The sequence below is a fragment of the Mycolicibacterium pulveris genome (assembly GCF_010725725.1).
Lineage (GTDB): Bacteria > Actinomycetota > Actinomycetes > Mycobacteriales > Mycobacteriaceae > Mycobacterium > Mycobacterium pulveris.
The window spans coordinates 3,274,501-3,293,164 of the sequence record NZ_AP022599.1 but is presented as its reverse complement, the minus strand read 5'-3'; the positions used below and the strand labels follow the sequence as shown (position 1 = coordinate 3,293,164).

General features: G+C 68.9%; 15 protein-coding genes. 4 read left to right on the top strand and 11 right to left on the bottom strand.

Going from position 1 to position 18,664, the window contains the following annotated elements; translation table 11 throughout:
• Positions 1 to 15 precede the first annotated feature (15 nt).
• From purH to G6N28_RS16010, 4 genes are all read right to left on the bottom strand, one after another.
• A complete protein-coding gene (gene purH, locus G6N28_RS16025; protein ID WP_163901884.1) occupies positions 16 to 1,584 on the bottom strand; it encodes a bifunctional phosphoribosylaminoimidazolecarboxamide formyltransferase/IMP cyclohydrolase in 1,569 nt (522 codons plus the stop codon).
• The gene (gene purN, locus G6N28_RS16020; RefSeq protein ID WP_163901882.1) at positions 1,581 to 2,210 is read right to left on the bottom strand and encodes a phosphoribosylglycinamide formyltransferase; all 630 of its coding nucleotides are present in this window, start codon (positions 2,208 to 2,210) and stop codon (positions 1,581 to 1,583) included. The genes purH and purN overlap by 4 nt, the downstream gene beginning before the upstream one ends.
• A 10-nt stretch (positions 2,211 to 2,220) precedes the next feature.
• Positions 2,221 to 3,621, bottom strand: coding sequence for a cell division protein PerM (locus G6N28_RS16015; protein ID WP_163901880.1), 1,401 nt, complete (start codon positions 3,619 to 3,621; stop codon positions 2,221 to 2,223).
• 61 nt (positions 3,622 to 3,682) lie between these two features.
• On the bottom strand, positions 3,683 to 4,594 hold the full coding sequence (locus G6N28_RS16010; RefSeq protein ID WP_163901878.1) for a DUF5336 domain-containing protein: 912 nt from the start codon (positions 4,592 to 4,594) through the stop codon (positions 3,683 to 3,685).
• Positions 4,595 to 4,895: 301 nt separating this feature from the next.
• Between G6N28_RS16010 and G6N28_RS16005 the strand changes: the two genes are divergently transcribed.
• Positions 4,896 to 5,744, top strand: a complete 849-nt coding sequence (locus G6N28_RS16005) for an LLM class F420-dependent oxidoreductase (protein ID WP_163901876.1) — start codon at positions 4,896 to 4,898, stop codon at positions 5,742 to 5,744.
• Here G6N28_RS16005 and modA read toward each other — a convergent pair whose 3' ends face one another.
• From modA to sucC, 4 genes are all read right to left on the bottom strand, one after another.
• Positions 5,745 to 6,491: a molybdate ABC transporter substrate-binding protein gene (gene modA, locus G6N28_RS16000; RefSeq protein WP_197745790.1), complete on the bottom strand. Its 747-nt coding sequence runs from the start codon at positions 6,489 to 6,491 to the stop codon at positions 5,745 to 5,747.
• Positions 6,492 to 6,497: 6 nt separating this feature from the next.
• Positions 6,498 to 8,027 (bottom strand): acetyl-CoA acetyltransferase, encoded by a 1,530-nt coding sequence (locus G6N28_RS15995; protein ID WP_163901875.1) that lies wholly within the window; start codon positions 8,025 to 8,027, stop codon positions 6,498 to 6,500.
• Positions 8,028 to 8,118: 91 nt separating this feature from the next.
• Positions 8,119 to 9,021 (bottom strand): succinate--CoA ligase subunit alpha, encoded by a 903-nt coding sequence (gene sucD / locus G6N28_RS15990; RefSeq protein ID WP_163901873.1) that lies wholly within the window; start codon positions 9,019 to 9,021, stop codon positions 8,119 to 8,121.
• A 10-nt stretch (positions 9,022 to 9,031) separates the two neighbouring features.
• Positions 9,032 to 10,288 (bottom strand): ADP-forming succinate--CoA ligase subunit beta, encoded by a 1,257-nt coding sequence (gene sucC / locus G6N28_RS15985; protein WP_264072763.1) that lies wholly within the window; start codon positions 10,286 to 10,288, stop codon positions 9,032 to 9,034.
• A 160-nt stretch (positions 10,289 to 10,448) separates the two neighbouring features.
• Between sucC and G6N28_RS15980 the strand changes: the two genes are divergently transcribed.
• Both G6N28_RS15980 and G6N28_RS15975 read left to right on the top strand, forming a co-directional pair.
• The gene (locus G6N28_RS15980; RefSeq protein WP_163901869.1) at positions 10,449 to 11,495 is read left to right on the top strand and encodes a M23 family metallopeptidase; all 1,047 of its coding nucleotides are present in this window, start codon (positions 10,449 to 10,451) and stop codon (positions 11,493 to 11,495) included.
• A gap of 25 nt (positions 11,496 to 11,520) precedes the next feature.
• Positions 11,521 to 12,132 (top strand): hypothetical protein, encoded by a 612-nt coding sequence (locus G6N28_RS15975; RefSeq protein ID WP_163901867.1) that lies wholly within the window; start codon positions 11,521 to 11,523, stop codon positions 12,130 to 12,132.
• A gap of 91 nt (positions 12,133 to 12,223) precedes the next feature.
• Here G6N28_RS15975 and pcrA read toward each other — a convergent pair whose 3' ends face one another.
• A complete protein-coding gene (gene pcrA, locus G6N28_RS15970) occupies positions 12,224 to 14,566 on the bottom strand; it encodes a DNA helicase PcrA (protein ID WP_170307899.1) in 2,343 nt (780 codons plus the stop codon).
• Positions 14,567 to 14,779: 213 nt separating this feature from the next.
• Here pcrA and G6N28_RS15965 point away from each other — a divergent pair, with 213 nt between their 5' ends.
• Positions 14,780 to 15,085, top strand: coding sequence for a chorismate mutase (locus G6N28_RS15965; RefSeq protein WP_163901865.1), 306 nt, complete (start codon positions 14,780 to 14,782; stop codon positions 15,083 to 15,085).
• 67 nt (positions 15,086 to 15,152) lie between these two features.
• Here the strand turns inward: G6N28_RS15965 and G6N28_RS15960 are convergent, their stop codons facing one another.
• Complete coding sequence (locus G6N28_RS15960) at positions 15,153 to 17,135, bottom strand: acyltransferase family protein (RefSeq protein ID WP_407664969.1); 1,983 nt, start codon at positions 17,133 to 17,135, stop codon at positions 15,153 to 15,155.
• A gap of 58 nt (positions 17,136 to 17,193) precedes the next feature.
• Positions 17,194 to 18,642, bottom strand: coding sequence for an NAD-dependent succinate-semialdehyde dehydrogenase (locus G6N28_RS15955; protein WP_163901863.1), 1,449 nt, complete (start codon positions 18,640 to 18,642; stop codon positions 17,194 to 17,196).
• Between the last annotated feature and the right edge of the window lie 22 nt (positions 18,643 to 18,664).

Genomic DNA, 18,664 nt, shown 5'->3' with positions numbered 1-18,664 from the left:
CGGCCGATCTCGATCTCAGTGCGCGAAGTGGCGGGCGCCGGTCAGGTACAGCGTGATGCCTGCCTTGGCGGCCGCCTCGGTGACCTGCTCGTCGCGCACCGATCCGCCGGGATGCACGACGGCCTTGACCCCGCCCTCGATGAGCACCTCCAGCCCGTCGGGGAACGGGAAGAACGCGTCGGAGGCCGCGACGGCGCCGCGCACCCGGTCGCCTGCGCGCTGCACCGCCAACCGGGCCGCGTCGACCCGGTTCACCTGGCCCATGCCCACCCCGACCGTGGCGCCGTCGGCCGCGACGACGATCGCGTTGGACTTCACCGCGCGGCACACCCGCCACGCGAACTTCAGATCGTCCAGCGTCGCGGGATCGGCCGGCGACCCGGCGACCAGCGTCCAGTTGACCGAGTCGTCGCCGGGGGCGGTGAACGCGTCGCGCTGCTGCACCAGCAGCCCCCCGCTGACCTGACGGAACTCCGAGCCGCCCGGCTGCGGTTCGGCGGCCACCAGCACCCGGATGTTCTTCTTACGCGCGAGCACGTCCACGGCGCCGGGCTCGTAGGCCGGCGCGACGATCACCTCGGTGAAGATGTCGGCGACGGTCTCGGCCATCTCGACGCTGACCGTGGTGTTGGCCGCGATCACCCCGCCGAACGCCGACAGCGGATCGCATTCGTGGGCCTTGCGGTGCGCGTCGGCCACCGACACCGTCGAGATCGCGATGCCGCACGGGTTGGCGTGCTTGATGATCGCGACGCAGATCTCCTCGTGGTCGAACGCCGCACGCCAGGCCGCATCGGCGTCGGTGTAGTTGTTGTAGGACATCTCCTTGCCGTGCAGCTGTTCGGCCTGCGCCAGGCCGGGCCACGCCGAGTCGTCGCGGTACAGCGCGGCCTGCTGGTGCGGGTTCTCCCCATAGCGCAGCACGGCATCGCGCCGCCACGTCGCACCGAGCCACTGCGGCAGGGAGGCGGGCGCCGCGTCGCCCTCGGGCGCCAGCACCGATCCCATCCACGACGCCACCGCGACGTCGTACTCGGCGGTGTGCCGAAAGGCGAGGGCCGCCAGCTTCTTTCGCTCCTCGAGCGTGAACCCGCCCGCGCGCACCGCGGCGAGCACGCCGTCGTAGCCGAGCGGGTCGACCACGACGGCGACGCTCGGGTGGTTCTTCGCGGCGGCGCGAACCATCGACGGGCCGCCGATGTCGATCTGCTCGACGCATTCGTCGATGCTCGCACCCGAGGCGACGGTCTCGCTGAACGGATACAGGTTCACCACGACGAGTTCGAACGGGGCGACACCGAGTTCGGCCAGCGCCGAAACATGTTCGGGTTTGCGCTGATCGGCCAGCAGCCCGGCGTGCACATGCGGGTGCAGGGTCTTGACCCGTCCGTCGAGCACCTCGGGAAAGCCAGTCACCTCCTCCACCGGCGTCACCGGAACCCCGGTGTCGGCAATGGTTTTGGCAGTCGATCCGGTCGAGACGATGGCGACCCCGGCGTCGTGCAGTCCGCGGGCCAGTTCGGGCAGCCCCGTCTTGTCGTACACGCTGACCAACGCGCGGCGAATCGGTCGTTTATCGCTCATCCCAGGGTCGCCTTTCGTCCGGTCCAGGTCACGCCGCGGGTCGCGAGCGCTTCCACTACGTCCACGAGCAGTCGTCGCTCCACGACCTTGATCCGCTCGTGCAAGGTGGCTTCGTCGTCGTCGTCGAGGACCGGCACCGCCTCCTGGGCCAGCACCGGCCCGGTGTCGGTGCCGGCGTCGACCAGATGCACGCTGCAGCCGGTGACCTTGACGCCGTAGGCCAGCGCGTCGGGCACCGCGTGCGCGCCGGGGAACGCTGGCAGCAGAGCCGGATGGGTGTTGATCACCCGACCCGGGAATCGGGAAAGAAATTGCGGGCCAAGGATTTTCATGAAACCGGCGGAGACCACCAAGTCCGGCTCGTATGCGGCGGTGGCCTCGGTGAGCGCGGCGTCCCATGCCGCGCGGTCGGGGTGGTCACGCAGCGCGACGGTGAAGGTCGGCACCGACGACGACGCGGCGATCTGCAGCGCGGCGCACTCGCGGTCCGTGCCGACCGCGACCACTCGGGCCGGATAATCCCCGACCGCGGCGGCGAGCAGGGAGGCGAGCAGCGACCCGGTGCCCGATGCCAGCACCACCACCCGCGCCGGTGCGCTGGGTGGCACACGAAGCGGTTCCTGCACGCCTGGGAGCCTAATCGTCACCGTTACGGGGTCGCTTCGCGGTGTCCGGCATGGCGTCGTCGTCGACGAGGAAGTGTTCCTCGAGGTCCTCGAGGGTCGCGGGTGCCTCGGCCGGCACGTGCTCGTCCACCCCCGCAGAGGTGTCGGCGGCGGTCTCCTCGGACGGCTCGGGCTCGGGTTCCGGCTCGACGTCGCCGTCGTCGTCCGCCTCGAGCTCGGGTTCGGGCTCGGATTCGGGTTGTGCCTCGGGCTCGGGCTCGGGCGCGGGCTTCGGTGCCTTGGGGCGGCGGGCGACGCCGCCCGACATCGCCACCGTCAGCCCACCGATCGCGACGAACCACAGGAACACGGCGGGCCCGAACGTGGTCTGGTCGACGCCCACGTCGCCGAAGTTGCCCAGCCGGCCCCCGCCGGCGTGGCCGAGCAGCGCCATCGTCACGGCCGCCAGCGCTGCGGCGACGACGAGCTTGAGCAGCGCGGGCAGCAAAGGCAACGGGCGTCGCGCACACTGCTGGCCGATCGCCACACCCGACACGGCCGCCACGATCAACAGCGCCACCCAGACCGGGCCCAGCGGCGGCGTCGGCACGGCGGCCAGCACCGGCAGCGCCGGGATGTCGCCGCCGAACACCGTGAACGAGCTGAACGTCGCCAACCCGATGTGGGCGCTGGAGCCCACGGCCACGGCCGCGGTACCCACGAGCACGTTCGGGATGTACAGGATCGACAGCGCGGCGAGGCTGAGTTGCCCGAACGTCGACTCGGTGATCCCGAACAGGTCGTGCATGGTCGACCAGTGCACGATGAGCGATCCGGCCGCCACCGCACCGGACAGACCCAGCAGCGCCAGCACCCCGGCGGTGGCGGCGCGGATCGCGTCGGGCAGCCATTCCGGCAGCGGCGACGCGTCCAGCAGCCGTCGACCCACCCGGGATCCCACCCCGACGGCCGCGCCGATCGCGTGCACGGCCAGCACGCTGCCGAAGGCGCGCAGGGCGTTGGGCGTCTGCAGATCGGTCAGCACCGACGCGGCGTCGTGGACGACGGCCAGACAGATTGCCGCGATCAGCAGCGGCCCGCCCAGCGCGGAGCCCACCACCCAGCGCGTCACGAACCACGAACTCTGGGGTGAGGTCGCAGCCGCCGTCGTGCGGGCCGTTCCCCAGATCATCACCAGTGTGGGCAGCAGCGGCAGCACGCCCAGTTCGGCGCCGCCGATCGACACCGGCACCAGGTGCACGCCCAGCCACATGCTGGCGGTCGCCCCGAACGCGCCGGTCATCTCGCTGTTGGCGATGAGCAGCTGGATCAGGACGACCGCAGCGATGAGGACGAGCGCGATGATCGACGGCCCGAACGCGACCCGAAGCAGCTCCCGTGCCTGGCGCGGGCCGACCGGTCGGTTGTCCACTGGTTGGCCGCTCCTCGCACAAGCTCAGCGCGCGCGAAGGTTGACGCACGCGCGGCTCAGACTACGACGGCGGCTGCCCGGACTGCGAGGAGGACGACGGCTGCGAGGGAGTCTGTGTCGCCGGGGTCGAGCTGGACGGCGGTTGGCCGTAGGTCGGGAACCCGGTCGGCGGGGTCGGGGGCCCGCTTTGACCGCCGCCCTGGCCACCGGACTGCGAACCCGCCTGCGAGCCGGGCTGGGAGCCGGGTTGCGATCCGGATTGCGAGCCGGTCTGCGGGCTGGCGAACCCGCCGGTCGACGGGCCGCTCGGATAGCCGCCGTACGGGGTGGGATAGCCCGGCCGCTGCTGGTGCGGCTGCCGCTGCGGTCCGCCGTACTGCTGACCGTAGTAGCCGCCTGGACCCCCGTACTGCCCGTAGTTCTGGTCGTACTTCGGGCGCGGGGCGGGCGGGGCGATGATGCCGGTCTCGAACAGCAATGCCGCGACGGCGACGATCGCCTGCAGCACCGTGAACGCGATGACCAGGTAGAGCCCCCAGTCGATGGAGGCGACGCTGGGTTTGTTGATGACCTCGGCGATGACGAGCAGGAACGCCAGCAGCGCGAGGACCGTCACCAGCGACGTCGAGACCGTCTGCCTGGGCAGCAGGCCGACGCCGGCGAGCAGTCCGGCCAGCACCGCGGCGGCGACGGTCAGCACCAGTCCGAAGGAGCCACCGCTGACGTCCACCAGGCCGGGGAAATCGGATGCGGCGATCGTGAAGAGCGGGCCGAAGCTCGACAGGTACACCGCCAGGCCGAGCGCGGCGATGGCGGCGGTCAGGTAGCGGGGCAGCCTGCTGGCGGCTTCCGGCGCTGACGAAGAAGGTTCGCCGACCTTGCCGAACTGCTGTGTGGGCGCGGCGAACTGGTTGGTCGGCTGCTGTGCCGAGGAGTATCCGGGGCTACCGGGTGGACCGGGCGGGTAGGTCATGACCTCTCCTGTGCTGGACGGGCGTGCAGACCACGCTAGCGCACCTGGATGGGTCCGACGCGGGCGCGGGTTGGCCGATCGAATTCTCTTCGGAATCTTCGATTTCGCGCATCTGCAACGACCCCGGCGCATCGACGCCCTCGATCTCCTAGTCAAGGCGCGAAAAGCCGCCGCGCCGCCGAACCGGGCGACGTTTGCGATACGCCGCAATACCTTCCGCGAAGTGGTTCCGGCGGGGCGTGAATATGGGTTATCGCACCCCGGTGTTGCTCCGGCGACTAGAACACGTTCTAATCCAGTCATGGATTACGGGCTCGTACTTTTCACCAGCGACCGCGGAATCACCCCGGCAGCCGCGGCCAAACTCGCCGACGACCACGGGTTCACCACTTTCTACGTGCCCGAACACACCCACATCCCGGTCAAGCGGCAGGCCGCCCATCCGACCACAGGTGACGAGTCGCTGCCCGACGACCGCTATATGCGCACGTTGGATCCCTGGGTCAGCCTGGCCACGGCCTGCGCGGTGACGACGCGGGTGCGGCTGTCGACGGCGGTCGCCCTGCCGGTCGAGCGCGACCCGATCTCGCTGGCCAAGACGATCGCCACGCTCGATCACCTGTCCGGCGGCAGGGTCAGCCTCGGTGTCGGCTTCGGCTGGAACACCGACGAGCTGGCCGACCACAACGTGCCGCCGGGCCGGCGCCGCACGATGCTGCGCGAGTACCTGGAGGCCATGCGGGCGCTGTGGACCCAGGAGGAGGCGTCCTACGAGGGCGAGTTCGTCAGCTTCGGCCCGAGCTGGGCCTGGCCCAAGCCGGTGCAACCGCACATCCCGGTGCTCGTCGGCGCGGCGGGCACCGAGAAGAACTTCAAGTGGATCACCCGCTCGGCCGACGGCTGGATCACCACGCCGCGCGACTTCGACATCGACGAACCGGTGAAGCTGCTGCAGGACATCTGGGCGGACGCGGGCCGGCAGGGCGCACCCCAGATCGTCGCGCTGGACTTCAAGCCGGATGCGGACAAGCTGGCGCGCTGGGCCGACCTGGGCGTCACCGAGGTGCTGTTCGGGCTGCCCGACAAGTCCCCCGACGATGTCGCCGCCTATGTCGAGCGTCTGGCGGGCAAGCTGGCCGACATGTCGTGATCAGGGTGTCGTGAAACCGGCCGCGGCGAGCACCCGCTGCCCGGGTTCGCCCGTGACGGCCGCGACGAATTTCGTTGCGAGATCAGGGTTTTGCGACTGCTCGAGCACCGCGATCGGGTACGTGTTGACGAGGCCTTCCGCCTCGGGAAAGGGCACGGCGGTGACCTTGTCTCCGGCGTCGATCGCGTCGGTGATGTAGACCAACCCGGCGTCGGCCTGCCCGCTGGTCACCTTGTTGAGCACGTCGGTGACCGATGATTCCTCACTGGCCGGGGACAGGTCGACGGCCGCGGCCCGTTCGACGCGGCGGGTGGCCGCGCCGCACGGCACCTGGGGGGCGCAGACGACGACGGCGATGTCGGGGCGGGTCAGGTCGCGGAGCGCCGTGACACCTTTGGGGTTACCGGGCGCGACGGCGATGGTCAGCGTGTTCGACGCGAAGTTCACCGGCGGACCCTGGAGCAGACCGGCGTCGGCGGCCTTGTCCATGTTGGTGACGTCGGCCGAGGCGAATACGTCAGCCCGGGCGCCCTGCGTCAGCTGGGTCACCAGATCCGAGGACCCGGCGAATGAAAACTCCACGGATGCACCGGGATTGGCGTCTTCGAACTGCTCGCCGATATCGGTGAAGGGACCGCGCAGGGACGCCGCGGCGTAGACCACGATGGTCTGGCTTGCCGAGGTGCCCGAACCGCAACCGGTCAGCACCGCGAGCAGCAGCACCCCGGCCAGCAGCGCCCGCGTCACCGTCGGCTACCTCAACGTGGCGCGGTTGCCGTGCTCGGTCGGCCGCACGTGGATGGCGGCCGTCAGCGGATCGCCGTCGCACATCAGCCCCACCAGCTCGGGGTCTTCGGTGGTGGCCAGGAAACGCGAGTTGTCGGCGTCGAGGCGCCCGATGATGATGCCGGTGGTGGTGGGCCAGTCGTAGCGCACCGAATAGGTTTCGATCGTGGCTGCGCCGTCGGGCCTTTCGGCGACCGCGACCTTCGGCAATGCGCTGACCTGCTGGTTGAGCTGTTCGCTGCGGTCGGCTCGCCAGGGGGCGGGTCGAGTGGAGTACACACCGACCGAATACTTGCTCATCGTGCCGCCGTTGGCGCCGACGAAGCCGAATCGCCCTGGCCTGTCCCGCAATTGCGTCACAGTCTCGGCGATGGCATGCAGCGAGTAGCTGTTGCCCGGGCCGCCGAAGTAGGGCAGCCCACCGGTAACCGTGAGCCCACGCGGGTCGGCGCCGTCGATGCCCAACGCCTCGCTGACGATGAAGACCGGGAACGGAAAGCAGCTGTACAGGTCGAAGGTGGCGATGTCGTCGACGCCGATGTCGGCGACCCGCAACGCTTCTCGTGCTGCGAGCACGGCCGCCGGGCTGGCGCCGAGGTCGACACGGTCCAGCAGCGGCTGCTCGGTGAGATCCGAATGGCCGTGCAGGTAAACCCATTTCGACTCGGGCACGCCGAGACGGCGGGCGGCAGCCACCGACATCATGATCACCGCGGCGCCCTGGTTGACCTGGTCGCGTGCGACCAGCAGCCGCGGGTACGGGTCGCAGATCATCCGATTGTCGTCGGTGACCGTGACGATCTCCTCGACCGAACGCTCGACGGGCGATGACGAGAACGGGTTCTTCGCCGCGACTTTCGACAGCGGGACGAACAACTCGGCCATCAGCCGACGGTAGGCGGACACGCCGAGCCCCAGCCGGCTGCGGCGCGCGTTGTCCAGCAGCCCGTACTGCACCGCCGCGCCGGTCAACCCGTGCTTGGCGGTGTACTCGGTGAAGTACTGGTGGATCTGGTGGCCGCGATCCTCCAACTGGCCGTCGACGTGTTCGGTGAAGTCGGGCCTGTTGTCGCGGTCGGCGAAATACCGTGCCGTGGACCCCGGCTCGGAACCGATGACCATCGCCGCGTCCATCTCGCCGGCCGCGATCGCTGCGCCCGCTTCGGTGACGAGTTTCTGCGGGCCCTGCCCGCCGACGGGTTCGAGCACGACCCGGGCCGGGTCGCCGCCCACCCGGTTCATCACCGAGCGCGGGTAATTGTTCGACTTGCCCAGCGTCGCGGGCATCGGTCCGGAGATCTCGAATTGCCGCAGCCCGTATACGGTTTCGATCGCCTTGGCGATCGCGGCCGGGTCGACACCGGTGTCGGCCAGCGCCGCACGCACCGCCTCGGTCGCGAGCTCCACCGCCGACATCCCCCGGTACCCGGGGTCGTCGATGCGTTCGGTGAACTGCCCGACGCCGACCAGCACCGGGGTCCGCGGGTCGACCGCCATTGGGCTCACCTTTCTTTTTCGCGAGCGTGCGTGTCTGAGGGCGACACGCCGCGAAAAGTGCGGAGTTTACGCACGCTCGCGCAGAAGGGGGTTAGAGGCTCTCCAGGATTTCCCGGGCCAGCTGGGCCGTAGCCGAGGGCGTCTTGCCGACCTGCACACCCGCGGCTTCCAGCGCTTCCTTCTTGGCCTGCGCCGTGCCCGACGACCCGGAAACGATGGCGCCGGCGTGGCCCATCGTCTTGCCCTCCGGCGCCGTGAAGCCCGCGACGTAGCCGACGACCGGCTTGCTCACGTTGTCCTTGATGTAGTCGGCGGCCCGCTCCTCGGCGTCGCCGCCGATCTCACCGATCATCACGATGACCTTGGTGTCGGGATCCTTCTCGAACGCCTCGATCGCGTCGATGTGCGTGGTGCCGATGACCGGGTCACCGCCGATGCCGATGGCTGTCGAGAACCCGAGATCACGCAGCTCGTACATCATCTGGTAGGTCAGCGTCCCGGACTTCGACACCAGGCCGACCGGACCGGGGCCGGTGATGTTGGCCGGGGTGATGCCCGCCAACGCCTCGCCGGGAGTGATGATGCCCGGGCAGTTGGGGCCGATGATGCGGGTCTTCTGCCCCTTTTCGACGTTGTAGGCCCACGCATAAGCGGTGTCCTGCACCGGAATTCCCTCGGTGATGACAACCAGCAGCGGGATCTCCGCGTCGATGGCCTCGATGATCGCGTCCTTGGCGAACTTCGGCGGCACGAAGACCACGGATACGTCGGCGCCGGTTTCCTTCATCGCCTCGGCGACGGTGCCGAACACCGGCAGCTCGACGTCAGCGTCATTGGCGTCCTTGTGCGACACCGTGGTTCCGGCCTTGCGGGCGTTGACCCCGCCGACCAACTGGGTCCCGGCCTTGAGCATGCGCGCGGTGTGGAGGCTGGCCTCCTTGCCGGTGATGCCCTGGACGATGACCTTGGAGTTCTTGTTCAGAAAGATCGACATTTCGGTCCTCTCAGGCTTTCGCGGCCAGCTCGGCAGCCTTGTCGGCGGCTTCGTCCATCGTGTCCACCTCAGTCACCAGCGGGTGGTTGGCCTCGGCCAGGATGCGCCGGCCCTCCTCCACGTTGTTGCCGTCGAGTCGCACCACGAGCGGCTTGTTGGCCTCGTCGCCGAGGATCTTCAGCGCGTTGACGATGCCGTTGGCAACCTCGTCGCACGCGGTGATGCCGCCGAACACGTTGACGAACACGCTCTTGACCTGGGGATCGTGCAGGATGACATCCAGGCCGGCGGCCATCACCTCGGCCGAGGCGCCGCCGCCGATGTCGAGGAAGTTGGCCGGCTTCACGCCGCCGTGCTTCTCACCGGCGTACGCCGTGACGTCCAGCGTCGACATCACCAGGCCTGCGCCGTTGCCGATGATGCCGACCTGGCCGTCGAGCTTGACGTAGTTGAGGTCGTGCTCCTTGGCCTTGAGCTCCAGCGGATCGGTGGCGTCGCGGTCCTCGAACTCGGCGTGCTCGGGGTGGCGGAAGTCGGCGTTGGCGTCCAGCGTGACCTTGCCGTCGAGCGCGAGGATCTGATCGTCGGGCGTGCGCACCAACGGGTTCACCTCGACCAGGGTGGCGTCCTCGGCGACGAAGGCCTCCCACAGCTTGGCGATCGTCACCGCCGCGGCGTCGAGCACCTCGGCAGGCAGGTGGCCCTTCTCGGCGATCTCGCGCGCGAAGGCCACGTCGACTCCCTTGAGCGCGTTGACGGGGACCTTCGCCAGCCGGTCGGGCTTGGTGGCGGCGACTTCTTCGATCTCCATGCCGCCCTCGACCGAGCACATCGCCAGGTAGGTGCGGTTGGCGCGGTCGAGCAGGAACGAGATGTAGTACTCCTCGGCGATGTCGCTGGCCTCCGAGACCAGCAGCTTCTTGACGATGTGGCCTTTGATGTCGAGGCCGAGGATGTTCTGGGCGTGGGTGAAGGCGTCGTCGGGAGTGGCCGCGTACTTGACGCCGCCGGCCTTCCCGCGGCCGCCGGTCTTGACCTGCGCCTTGACCATCACCGGTTTGCCGATCTCCTCGGCGATCGCTTTGGCGTCCTCGGCGGTGTCGGTTACCCGGCCGGGTGTGGTGGGCACGTTGTGCTTGGCGAACAGTTCTTTCGCCTGATATTCGAAGAGGTCCATGGACTCACTGTCTCTAGCGCGTGTTCTGCAAAGGTTTGGGCCGACAGGGCTCGGGGGAACTTTATCGACACGCGCTGAGGTCTTTGGCACCGCCCACCGCTCATGTGGTCGATCTCACCGGCGGGTGCCAGTGATACAGCTCACAATCCCGCGCGGAATATCCGCTTGGCTTGCAGCCGACATTGGAGTGCGGTTAACGTGCCTTCTGGTTTAGGTCACATTTCGGTCACAGCGAAAAGGACTCCGCAGATTGGCAGCGCACCGTTCGTCCCGATTTCCCGCTAAGGGAACGACGAAACGGCAAATCACCGGTCGCGTCACCGAAAGTCCCGCTGAAGTCACCGACATCATTCCCTTCAACGAGTTCGGCGACCTGTCCGACGTGGACTTCCGGGAAAGCATCGCGTTCGATCGGGAGTCGGCCGTAATCCACGCGCCCGAGCTCGACGACCTGCACGACACCGACGACCTCGCACCGTTGCGGCTCGCCGTGCCGTCGGAGTTCCAAGCCGGCCCCGGCCATCAACGCCGCACCCGCGCCTACCGCGACAGCCACACCGACACCAGCGACGGCATGGCCACCACCGACGTCATCAACATCGGCCGTCGCAGCGCGCACCGCAAACCCGACGTGCCCGTGAAGGGTCGGCTGATGGTCGCGGCGATGGCCGTCGGCGCCACCGCGGCGGGCGCGTACTCGATGACGCACCCGTCCGCGAAGGAAGCCGACGCCACCGTCCTGGCGGCCGATCAGGCCGCGCTGGGTGGCGGCGCGATCACCGGCTCGATGGACGGCATGCAGGTCGTGGCGGTCACGCCCGCCGCCAACTCAGCCGTGCACACCGAGGAGATCCAGAAGGCGGCCGCGTTCGCGCAGGAACGCGCCGAGCGCGAAGCCCGGCTGCAGCGGCCGATGTTCGTCATGCCGACCCGCGGGGTGTGGACGTCGGGCTTCGGATACCGCTGGGGTGTCCTGCACGGCGGCATCGACATCGCCAACTCGATCGGCACGCCGATTCTGGCCGCGTCCGACGGCGTCGTCATCTCGGCGGGCCCGTATGCCGGCTACGGCAACATGGTCAAGCTGCGCCATTCCGACGGCTCGGTGACGCTCTACGGTCACCTCAGCTCGGTGCTGGTCGACGTTGGCCAGCGGGTGTGGGCCGGTGACCAGATCGCCAAGATGGGCAACACCGGCAACTCCACCGGACCGCACCTGCACTTCGAGGTGCTGGTCAACGGCACCGACCGCGTCGACCCGGTCGGTTGGCTGGCCAAGCGCGGGCTCACGCCCTGAGTGGGCTGACAATTACGCTGGCTGAGTGGCCGACGACGACAGCTCACCGCGGATAATCCGGCGTCATCCCACCGGCGAGATTCCCGTCGGCCAAGAGCCGCAGACCAGTATCATCCGCCGCCACCCCACCGGCGCGAATCCCGTCGTGGACCCGCCGACCCAGGTGACCGATGTGGGCCCGACGCAGTTGTCAGACCAGTCCGACCTGCAGACGGGGTACATCCCGCGCGCCCGGCCGATGGCCGTGTCCCCGAGGCAACCGGCCCCGGCCAGCCCCAAGACGGCGATCACCACCGCGGTCATGAGCATCCTGGCCGGTTGGGCCACCGCCGTCATCGCCACCGATCTGATCACCGGCTGGTGGCGCTCCGACCCGCTCTTCTGCGTCGCCGTCGGCTTCCTCACCGCGATCTCGGCGGCCGCCCTCATCGCGGGGTTGATCGGGTTGCTGTTGCGCCGCCGCCTGAGCCGCCTGCTGATCGTGGTGGGTTCCGTTGTGGCGCTGTTGATTTTCTCCAGCCTGTTCGTCGCGGGCGCCAAGCTGCCCGCGGTGGTGTACGCGATCCCGGTCTTCCCGGTGGCCACGATCGTGCTCGCCGCGTTGCCGGCCACGGGCCGCTGGGAGCGATCCGGCTAACACCAGGCGCGCCGCGCGCCGAAACCGACGCAATGGCGGAAACCGCCCGAGCGAAAACGACCGCAGCGTCGGTCTCGACGCTGGGCGAGCGTCAGAGCTTGGTGATCGGCGCGTGGTTGTGCATCAGCTTGACCCGTCCCGCGCTGCCGAAGTCGATGAGCGACATCGCCGATTCGCCGACGCCGGACACCTCCTCCACGCGACCCAGCCCGTACTTGTCGTGGCTGACCCGGTCCCCCGGTTCCAGCACCACCATCGGACGCTTACCGGCCGACGACCGCGTCGGGGCCGGGCGCGGCGCGCCGAACCGGCCCGCGCCGCTGACCGGTGCGGAGAACGACGGCGTCGGATCGGTGCGTCGCCAGTCGATGAGGTGCTGCGGAATCTCCTTGAGGAACCGCGATTCGGGGTTCAGCATCGGCTGGCCCCACGACGAACGTACCTTCGCACGGCTGACGTAGAGCCGCTGGCGGGCCCGGGTGATCCCGACGTAAGCCAGCCGTCGTTCCTCGGACAACTCGGTGGGGTCGCCCAGCGCCCGCATGTGCGGGAACATGCCGTCCTCCCAACCGGTCACGAACACCGCGGGAAACTCCAGGCCCTTCGCGGTGTGCAGCGTCATCATCGTCACCACACCCGCACCGTGCTCGGGGAGCTCGTCGGCATCGGCGACCAGCGACACCCGTTCGAGGAACTGGGCCAGCACGCTGGTGTCGGGAATGTCCTCGTCCGCGGGATCGATCTCGCCGAGGGCTTGGGCGTTGGCGAGATCGGTGCTGAATTCGTGTGCGACGCTGACCAATTCGTTGAGGTTGTCCAGCCGCGCGAGATCCTGCGGGTCACTCGAGGATTCCAGCGTGGTGCGGTAGCCGGTGCGGTCGAGCACCGCCTCCACCAGGTCGCCCAGTTCACCGTCGAGCTGTCCGCGCAGCTCGTCGAGCATTGCGACGAACCCGGCGATCGCCTTCTCCGAGCGGGTGTTCAGCAGCGGCACCTTGCCCTCGGCGGCGGCCTGAAGCGCGTCGTTGAAACTCAGGCCGGTGTTCTCGGCGTGCACCGCCACGCACGCCTCAGCACGGTCGCCGATTCCGCGCCGCGGGGTGTTCAGGATGCGCCGCATGCTCACCGAGTCGCCCGGATTGTCCAGCACCCGCAGATAGGCGACGATGTCGCGGATCTCTTTGCGTTCGTAAAAGCGAACGCCCCCAACGACTTTGTAGGGGATGCCGGAGCGGATGAACACCTCTTCCAACGCGCGCGACGAGTTGTTGGTGCGGTAGAACACGGCGATGTCGTTGTAGGTGAGGTCACCGCGCTCCACCAGCGTGTCGATCTCACCGGCGACGAACCGCGCCTCGTCGTGCTCGTTGTCGGCGACGTAGCCGACGATGAGCTCGCCCTCCCCGGCGTCGGTCCACAGCTTCTTCTCCCGCCGCCCGGTGTTGCGGGAGATCACCGAGTTGGCGGCATTGAGGATGTTCTGCGTCGAGCGGTAGTTCTGCTCGAGCAGAATCGTTGTGGCGTTGGGGAAGTCGCGCTCGAAGTCCTCGATGTTGCGGATCGTGGCGCCGCGGAACGCGTAGATGGACTGGTCGGCATCGCCCACCACACACAGCTCGGCGGGCGCTACCCCGGCTGGATCGTCTCCCGGGCTCTCCCTTCCCACGAGTTCACGCACCAGCACGTACTGGGCATGGTTGGTGTCCTGGTATTCGTCGACGAGGATGTGCCGGAACCGTCGCCGATAGTACTGGGCGATCTGCGGAAAGGCTTGCAGCACAGCGACGGTCTCGCCGATCAGGTCATCGAAGTCCAGCGCGTTGGCCGCGCGCAGCCTGCGCTGGTACTCCGCGTAGACCTCGGCGATGATGCGGGGCAGTTCCTCGCCGACGTCGGCGGCGTCGGACGCGGCCTCCTGCGGGCCGATCAGCTCGTTCTTGAGGTTGGAGATGCCGTTGGCCAGCAGCCGCGCCGAATACCGTTTGGTGTCCAGCCCGAGATCCTTGCCGATCATCTGCAGCAGCCGCCGCGAGTCGTCGGCGTCATAGATCGAGAAGTTGGAGTTCAGCCCCGGCAGCAGCGACGCCTGGTTGCGCAGGATCCGCACGCAGGTCGAGTGGAACGTCGACACCCACATAGCCCGGGCGCGCGGACCGACCAGCGCGACCACGCGCTCGCGCATCTCGGCGGCGGCCTTGTTGGTGAACGTGATGGCCAGCACCTGCCCGACGCCGACGTCGCGCTCGGCCAGCAGGTAGGCGATCCGGCGGGTGAGCACCGCGGTCTTGCCCGATCCGGCGCCGGCAACGATCAGCAGCGGCGAGCCCTCGTGCAACACCGCCTGGCGTTGCTGCGGGTTGAGGCCGGCCAAAAGGTCGCCGTCGGCGGAGTCCATCCCGGTCATGGCGTCCGAACCGGTCACATGCACACTCATGTCGCATCCAAACTTACCGTTGACGAGGGACATCCTTTGCGCTGGCGCGGCGATTGGTGGCACACTCATCTGGTGCTCAACAGTCAGCCGTCGGCGCAGCGCCGATTTTTCTACGGGTACCGGTCAGCGGTGCCCGTGGTTTAGCAGCTTCTGTGAGCCCCGTGGTCCGCGTCCGGATCCGGGGCTCGTCTCGTGTGTGAGGCCCAAAACCGGATGAGACCAGAATTGCCGCACAACGAGAACGAAGAGAATGCCATGACTACTGAAACTGAGCCGGTCGCCGACATCGACCAATTGCGCCAGGAGATCGACCGGCTGGACGCCGCGATCCTGGAGGCCGTCAAGCGCCGTACCGAGGTGTCCAAGCTCATCGGCAAGGCCCGAATGGCCTCCGGCGGCACCCGCCTGGTGCACAGCCGCGAGATGAAGGTCATCGAGCGCTACAGCGAACTCGGCCCGGAGGGCAAGGACCTCGCGATGCTGCTGCTGCGCCTGGGCCGCGGCCGCCTCGGCCACTGACCCCTCGGCGCGGCGATTTCGGCGTACTTTGTCACGGTGAGCGTGACAAAACGCGCCGAAATCCCTACTACTTGAGGGCGTCGGTCAGCCACGGCGTCAGCCACTCCACCGCGTCCGGCGTCGGGTGCAGCCCGTCGCTGCGCATCCGGATGCCGTCGATGCGGTTGGTGTAGCCGCCGTTGGGCCCCAGCTTGCGGTTGAGGTCGAGCACCGTGACGTTGGGCCGTTTGGTCGCGACGCGGCGCAGCAGATCGTTCCAGTCGTCGACGCGCCCGGGCCGATCCTCCGGATAGAGGGTGCCGTCGGCCCGCTCGCCGCGGCGGTTGTACGGCTCGGTCGTCACCACGACGCGCGCACCCGTGGAGCCGAGGATGTCGAGCGCACGGTTGAGCTCGGTGCGCAGATAGGCGTCGTAAACCGGATCGCCGATGTGCGCCCATCGGCCCTCGTGCATCCGGTCGACCACCTCCCAGCGGCCGATGATCAGCAGCACGACGTCGGGCCGGTCGTGGTTGATGCGCTGCGCCCACCGGCTCGGCCACGCGTCGCACTCCGGCTTCTGGTTCAGGGTCTCGCCGACGTGCCGATACGGTCCGCCGCGGGCGATCCCGCAGCCGATCGTGGTGTAGTTGCTGAACGCGAACCCCGGCGTCGGCGGCAGATAGCGCATGATCGTCCACGCCACCGAGTCGCCGAACACCGCGACGGTCCTGGTGCCCGGCGCCAGTTGAGCGGGCCGCTGCACTTCGACGGGCACCTCGGCGCCGACGAACGCGGCCGAGTCGACCTCGCTGGGAACCTGCTCGGCGGGTTTTACCCCCACGGGAAGCACCGTCATCGTCACCACCGCGGCGGTGGCGGCGGTGGCAGCGGCCAGCGGCAGCATCGGAACGATCACCGGACGCCACCGTCGCACCGGCTGCTCGAGCAACCACCACGACACCGCGGCCAGCGCGATCGTCACCGCGCATCGCAGCGCGAACAACGACCAGCCCGACCAGCCGGTCCGTTCTCCGTTGAGCGCCAAGAAGATCGGCCAGTGCCAGAGGTAGACGCCGTAGGAGATGGCCCCCAGCCACACCAGCGGGCGCCACGCCAGCACGCGGGCCACCGGCCCGTCCTGGTCCATCGCCACCGCGGCGACGACGAACACCGCCGCGATCGCCACGATGATCAGCAGCCCGCCGCGGAAATCGGCGGTGCTGCCCGTCGCGTGGTGCACGGCCAGGCCCAACACCACCAGCCCGATCAGCGACAGCGCCCTGGCGAGCCATCGCCGCCACCGCGCCCGGATCACCGGCCCGCCCATCGTGACCGTCGACCAGTCGCGCACCAGCAGCGCCGCCGCCGCAGCACCGATGAGCAGCGCCTGCGCGCGGGTGTCGGTGCCGAAGTAGATCCGGTTCAGCGACGCGTCGGTGGTGTAGATGACCGCCGCGGTCGCCGACGCCGCCGCGCCGACGGTCGCCAGCACCAGCACGGCCGCCCGCAGCCGCGCGCGGAACACGACGGCCACCCCGATCAGCAGCACCGGCCAGAGCAGGTAGTACTGCTCCTCCACGCCGAGCGACCACATGTGTTGCAGCGGCGACGGCGGCGCACCCTGCGCGAAGTAGTCGGTGCGTTGCGCGACAAACGCCCAGTTGGCCACCCAGAAGAACGAGGCGACGGCGTCGTCGCGCAGCGACGCGATCGCTTCGGCCGGAAACAGCTGCCGCACGGCGACCACCGCCAGCACCACCACGAGCAGGGCGGGCAGCAGCCTGCGGGCGCGGCGGATCCAGAAGTCGGTGAGGCCGATTCGCCCGGTGCGGGCGTGCTCGTCGAGCAGCAGCGAGGTGATCAGGAAGCCGCTCAGCACGAAGAAGACGTCGACGCCGAGAAAGCCGCCGGAGACGCCGGGGATGCCGCCGTGGTCGGCGAGTACGAGGGCCACCGCCACGGCGCGGAGGCCGTCGAGGGCGGGGATGTCGCGGCGCCGACGCGCACGCGCGAAGCGATGTGACAGCGGGCGACGATCAGCGGGCGCGACGTATCGGCGCGCATTCACTTGGGAAATCTTGCCTGCGCGCGCTGACAGCCGGTGGCAGGCGCGGCGGCGTGTCTCGCTACTTCGTCAACGCGATGTATTTGATGTCGAGATATTCGTCCATGCCTTCGAATCCGCCCTCCCGCCCGAAGCCGGACTCCTTGACGCCGCCGAACGGCGCGGCCGGGTCGGAGATCACGCCGCGGTTGATGCCGACCATGCCGGATTGGATGGCGTCGGCGACGCGCAGCGCGCGGTCCAGCGACCGGGTGTAGACGTAGGCGGCCAGCCCGTACTCGGTGTCGTTGGCGGCGGCGACCCCCTCGTCTTCGGTGTCGAAACCGATGATCGGCGCGACGGGCCCGAACACCTCCTCCTTGAGGATGCGGGCGTCGGCGGGGACGTCGGTCAGCACGGTGGCCGGGTAGAAATTGCCGGGTCCGCCGGGGGCTTCACCGCCGACGGCGACGGTGGCGCCGCGCGAGACCGCGTCGGATACCAGCTCGGTGACGGTGGCGACCTGCTTGGCGTTGATCAGCGGGCCGAGGGTGGCCGACTCGTCGATGCCCTTGCCGAGGGTGAACTCGCTCATCCGCTTGACGAGCTTCTCGGTGAACTCCTCGCGCACGGCGTTGGCGACGTGGAAACGGTTGGCCGCCGTGCAGGCCTCGCCGCCGTTGCGCATCTTGGCCAGGATCGCGCCGTCGACCGCGGCGTCGACGTCGGCGTCGTCGAACACCACGAACGGCGCGTTGCCGCCGAGCTCCATCGAGGTGCGCAGCAGCTTGTCGGCCGACTGCTTCACCAACGCCTTGCCCACGCCGGTGGAGCCGGTGAACGTCAGCTTGCGCAGCCGGCCGTCGTCGATCAGCGCCTCGGTGACCGGCCCGGGGCTGTTGGTCGGCAGCACCGACAGCACGCCCTTGGGCAGCCCGGCGTCGTCCATCAGCTTGGCCAGCAGCAGCATGGTCAGCGGCGTCTCCTGGGCTGGTTTGACGATCATCGTGCAGCCTGCGGCGAACGCCGGGCCCATCTTGCGGGTGCCCATCGCCAGCGGGAAGTTCCACGGGGTGATCGCGTAGCAGGGGCCGACGGGCTGCTTGGTGACCAGGACCCGGCCGGTGCCCGCCGGGCTGGGCGTGTAGCGGCCCGCGATGCGTACCGCCTCTTCGGCGAACCAGCGGAAGAACTCCGCGCCGTATTTGACCTCGCCCATGCTCTCCGGGAGCACCTTGCCCATCTCCAGCGTCATCAGCGTGGCGATGTCCTCGGCGCGTTCGGTGATCTTCTCGAACACCGCGCGCAGGATCTCGCCGCGTTCGCGCGGCGCGGTGGCGGCCCATCGGGCCTGCACCTCGCACGCGGCGTCCAGCGCGGCGATCGCGTCGTCGGGGGTGGCGTTGGCGACGGTCGCCAGCACCTGGTCGTCGGAGGGGTCGAGCACGTCGAACGTCGAAGACCCCTGGCGTTGTTCACCGCCGATCCACAGTCCGGTGGGCACTGACGACAGCAGCTTCGCGGTATCCATAGTTCCTCTCTTACACCTTCAG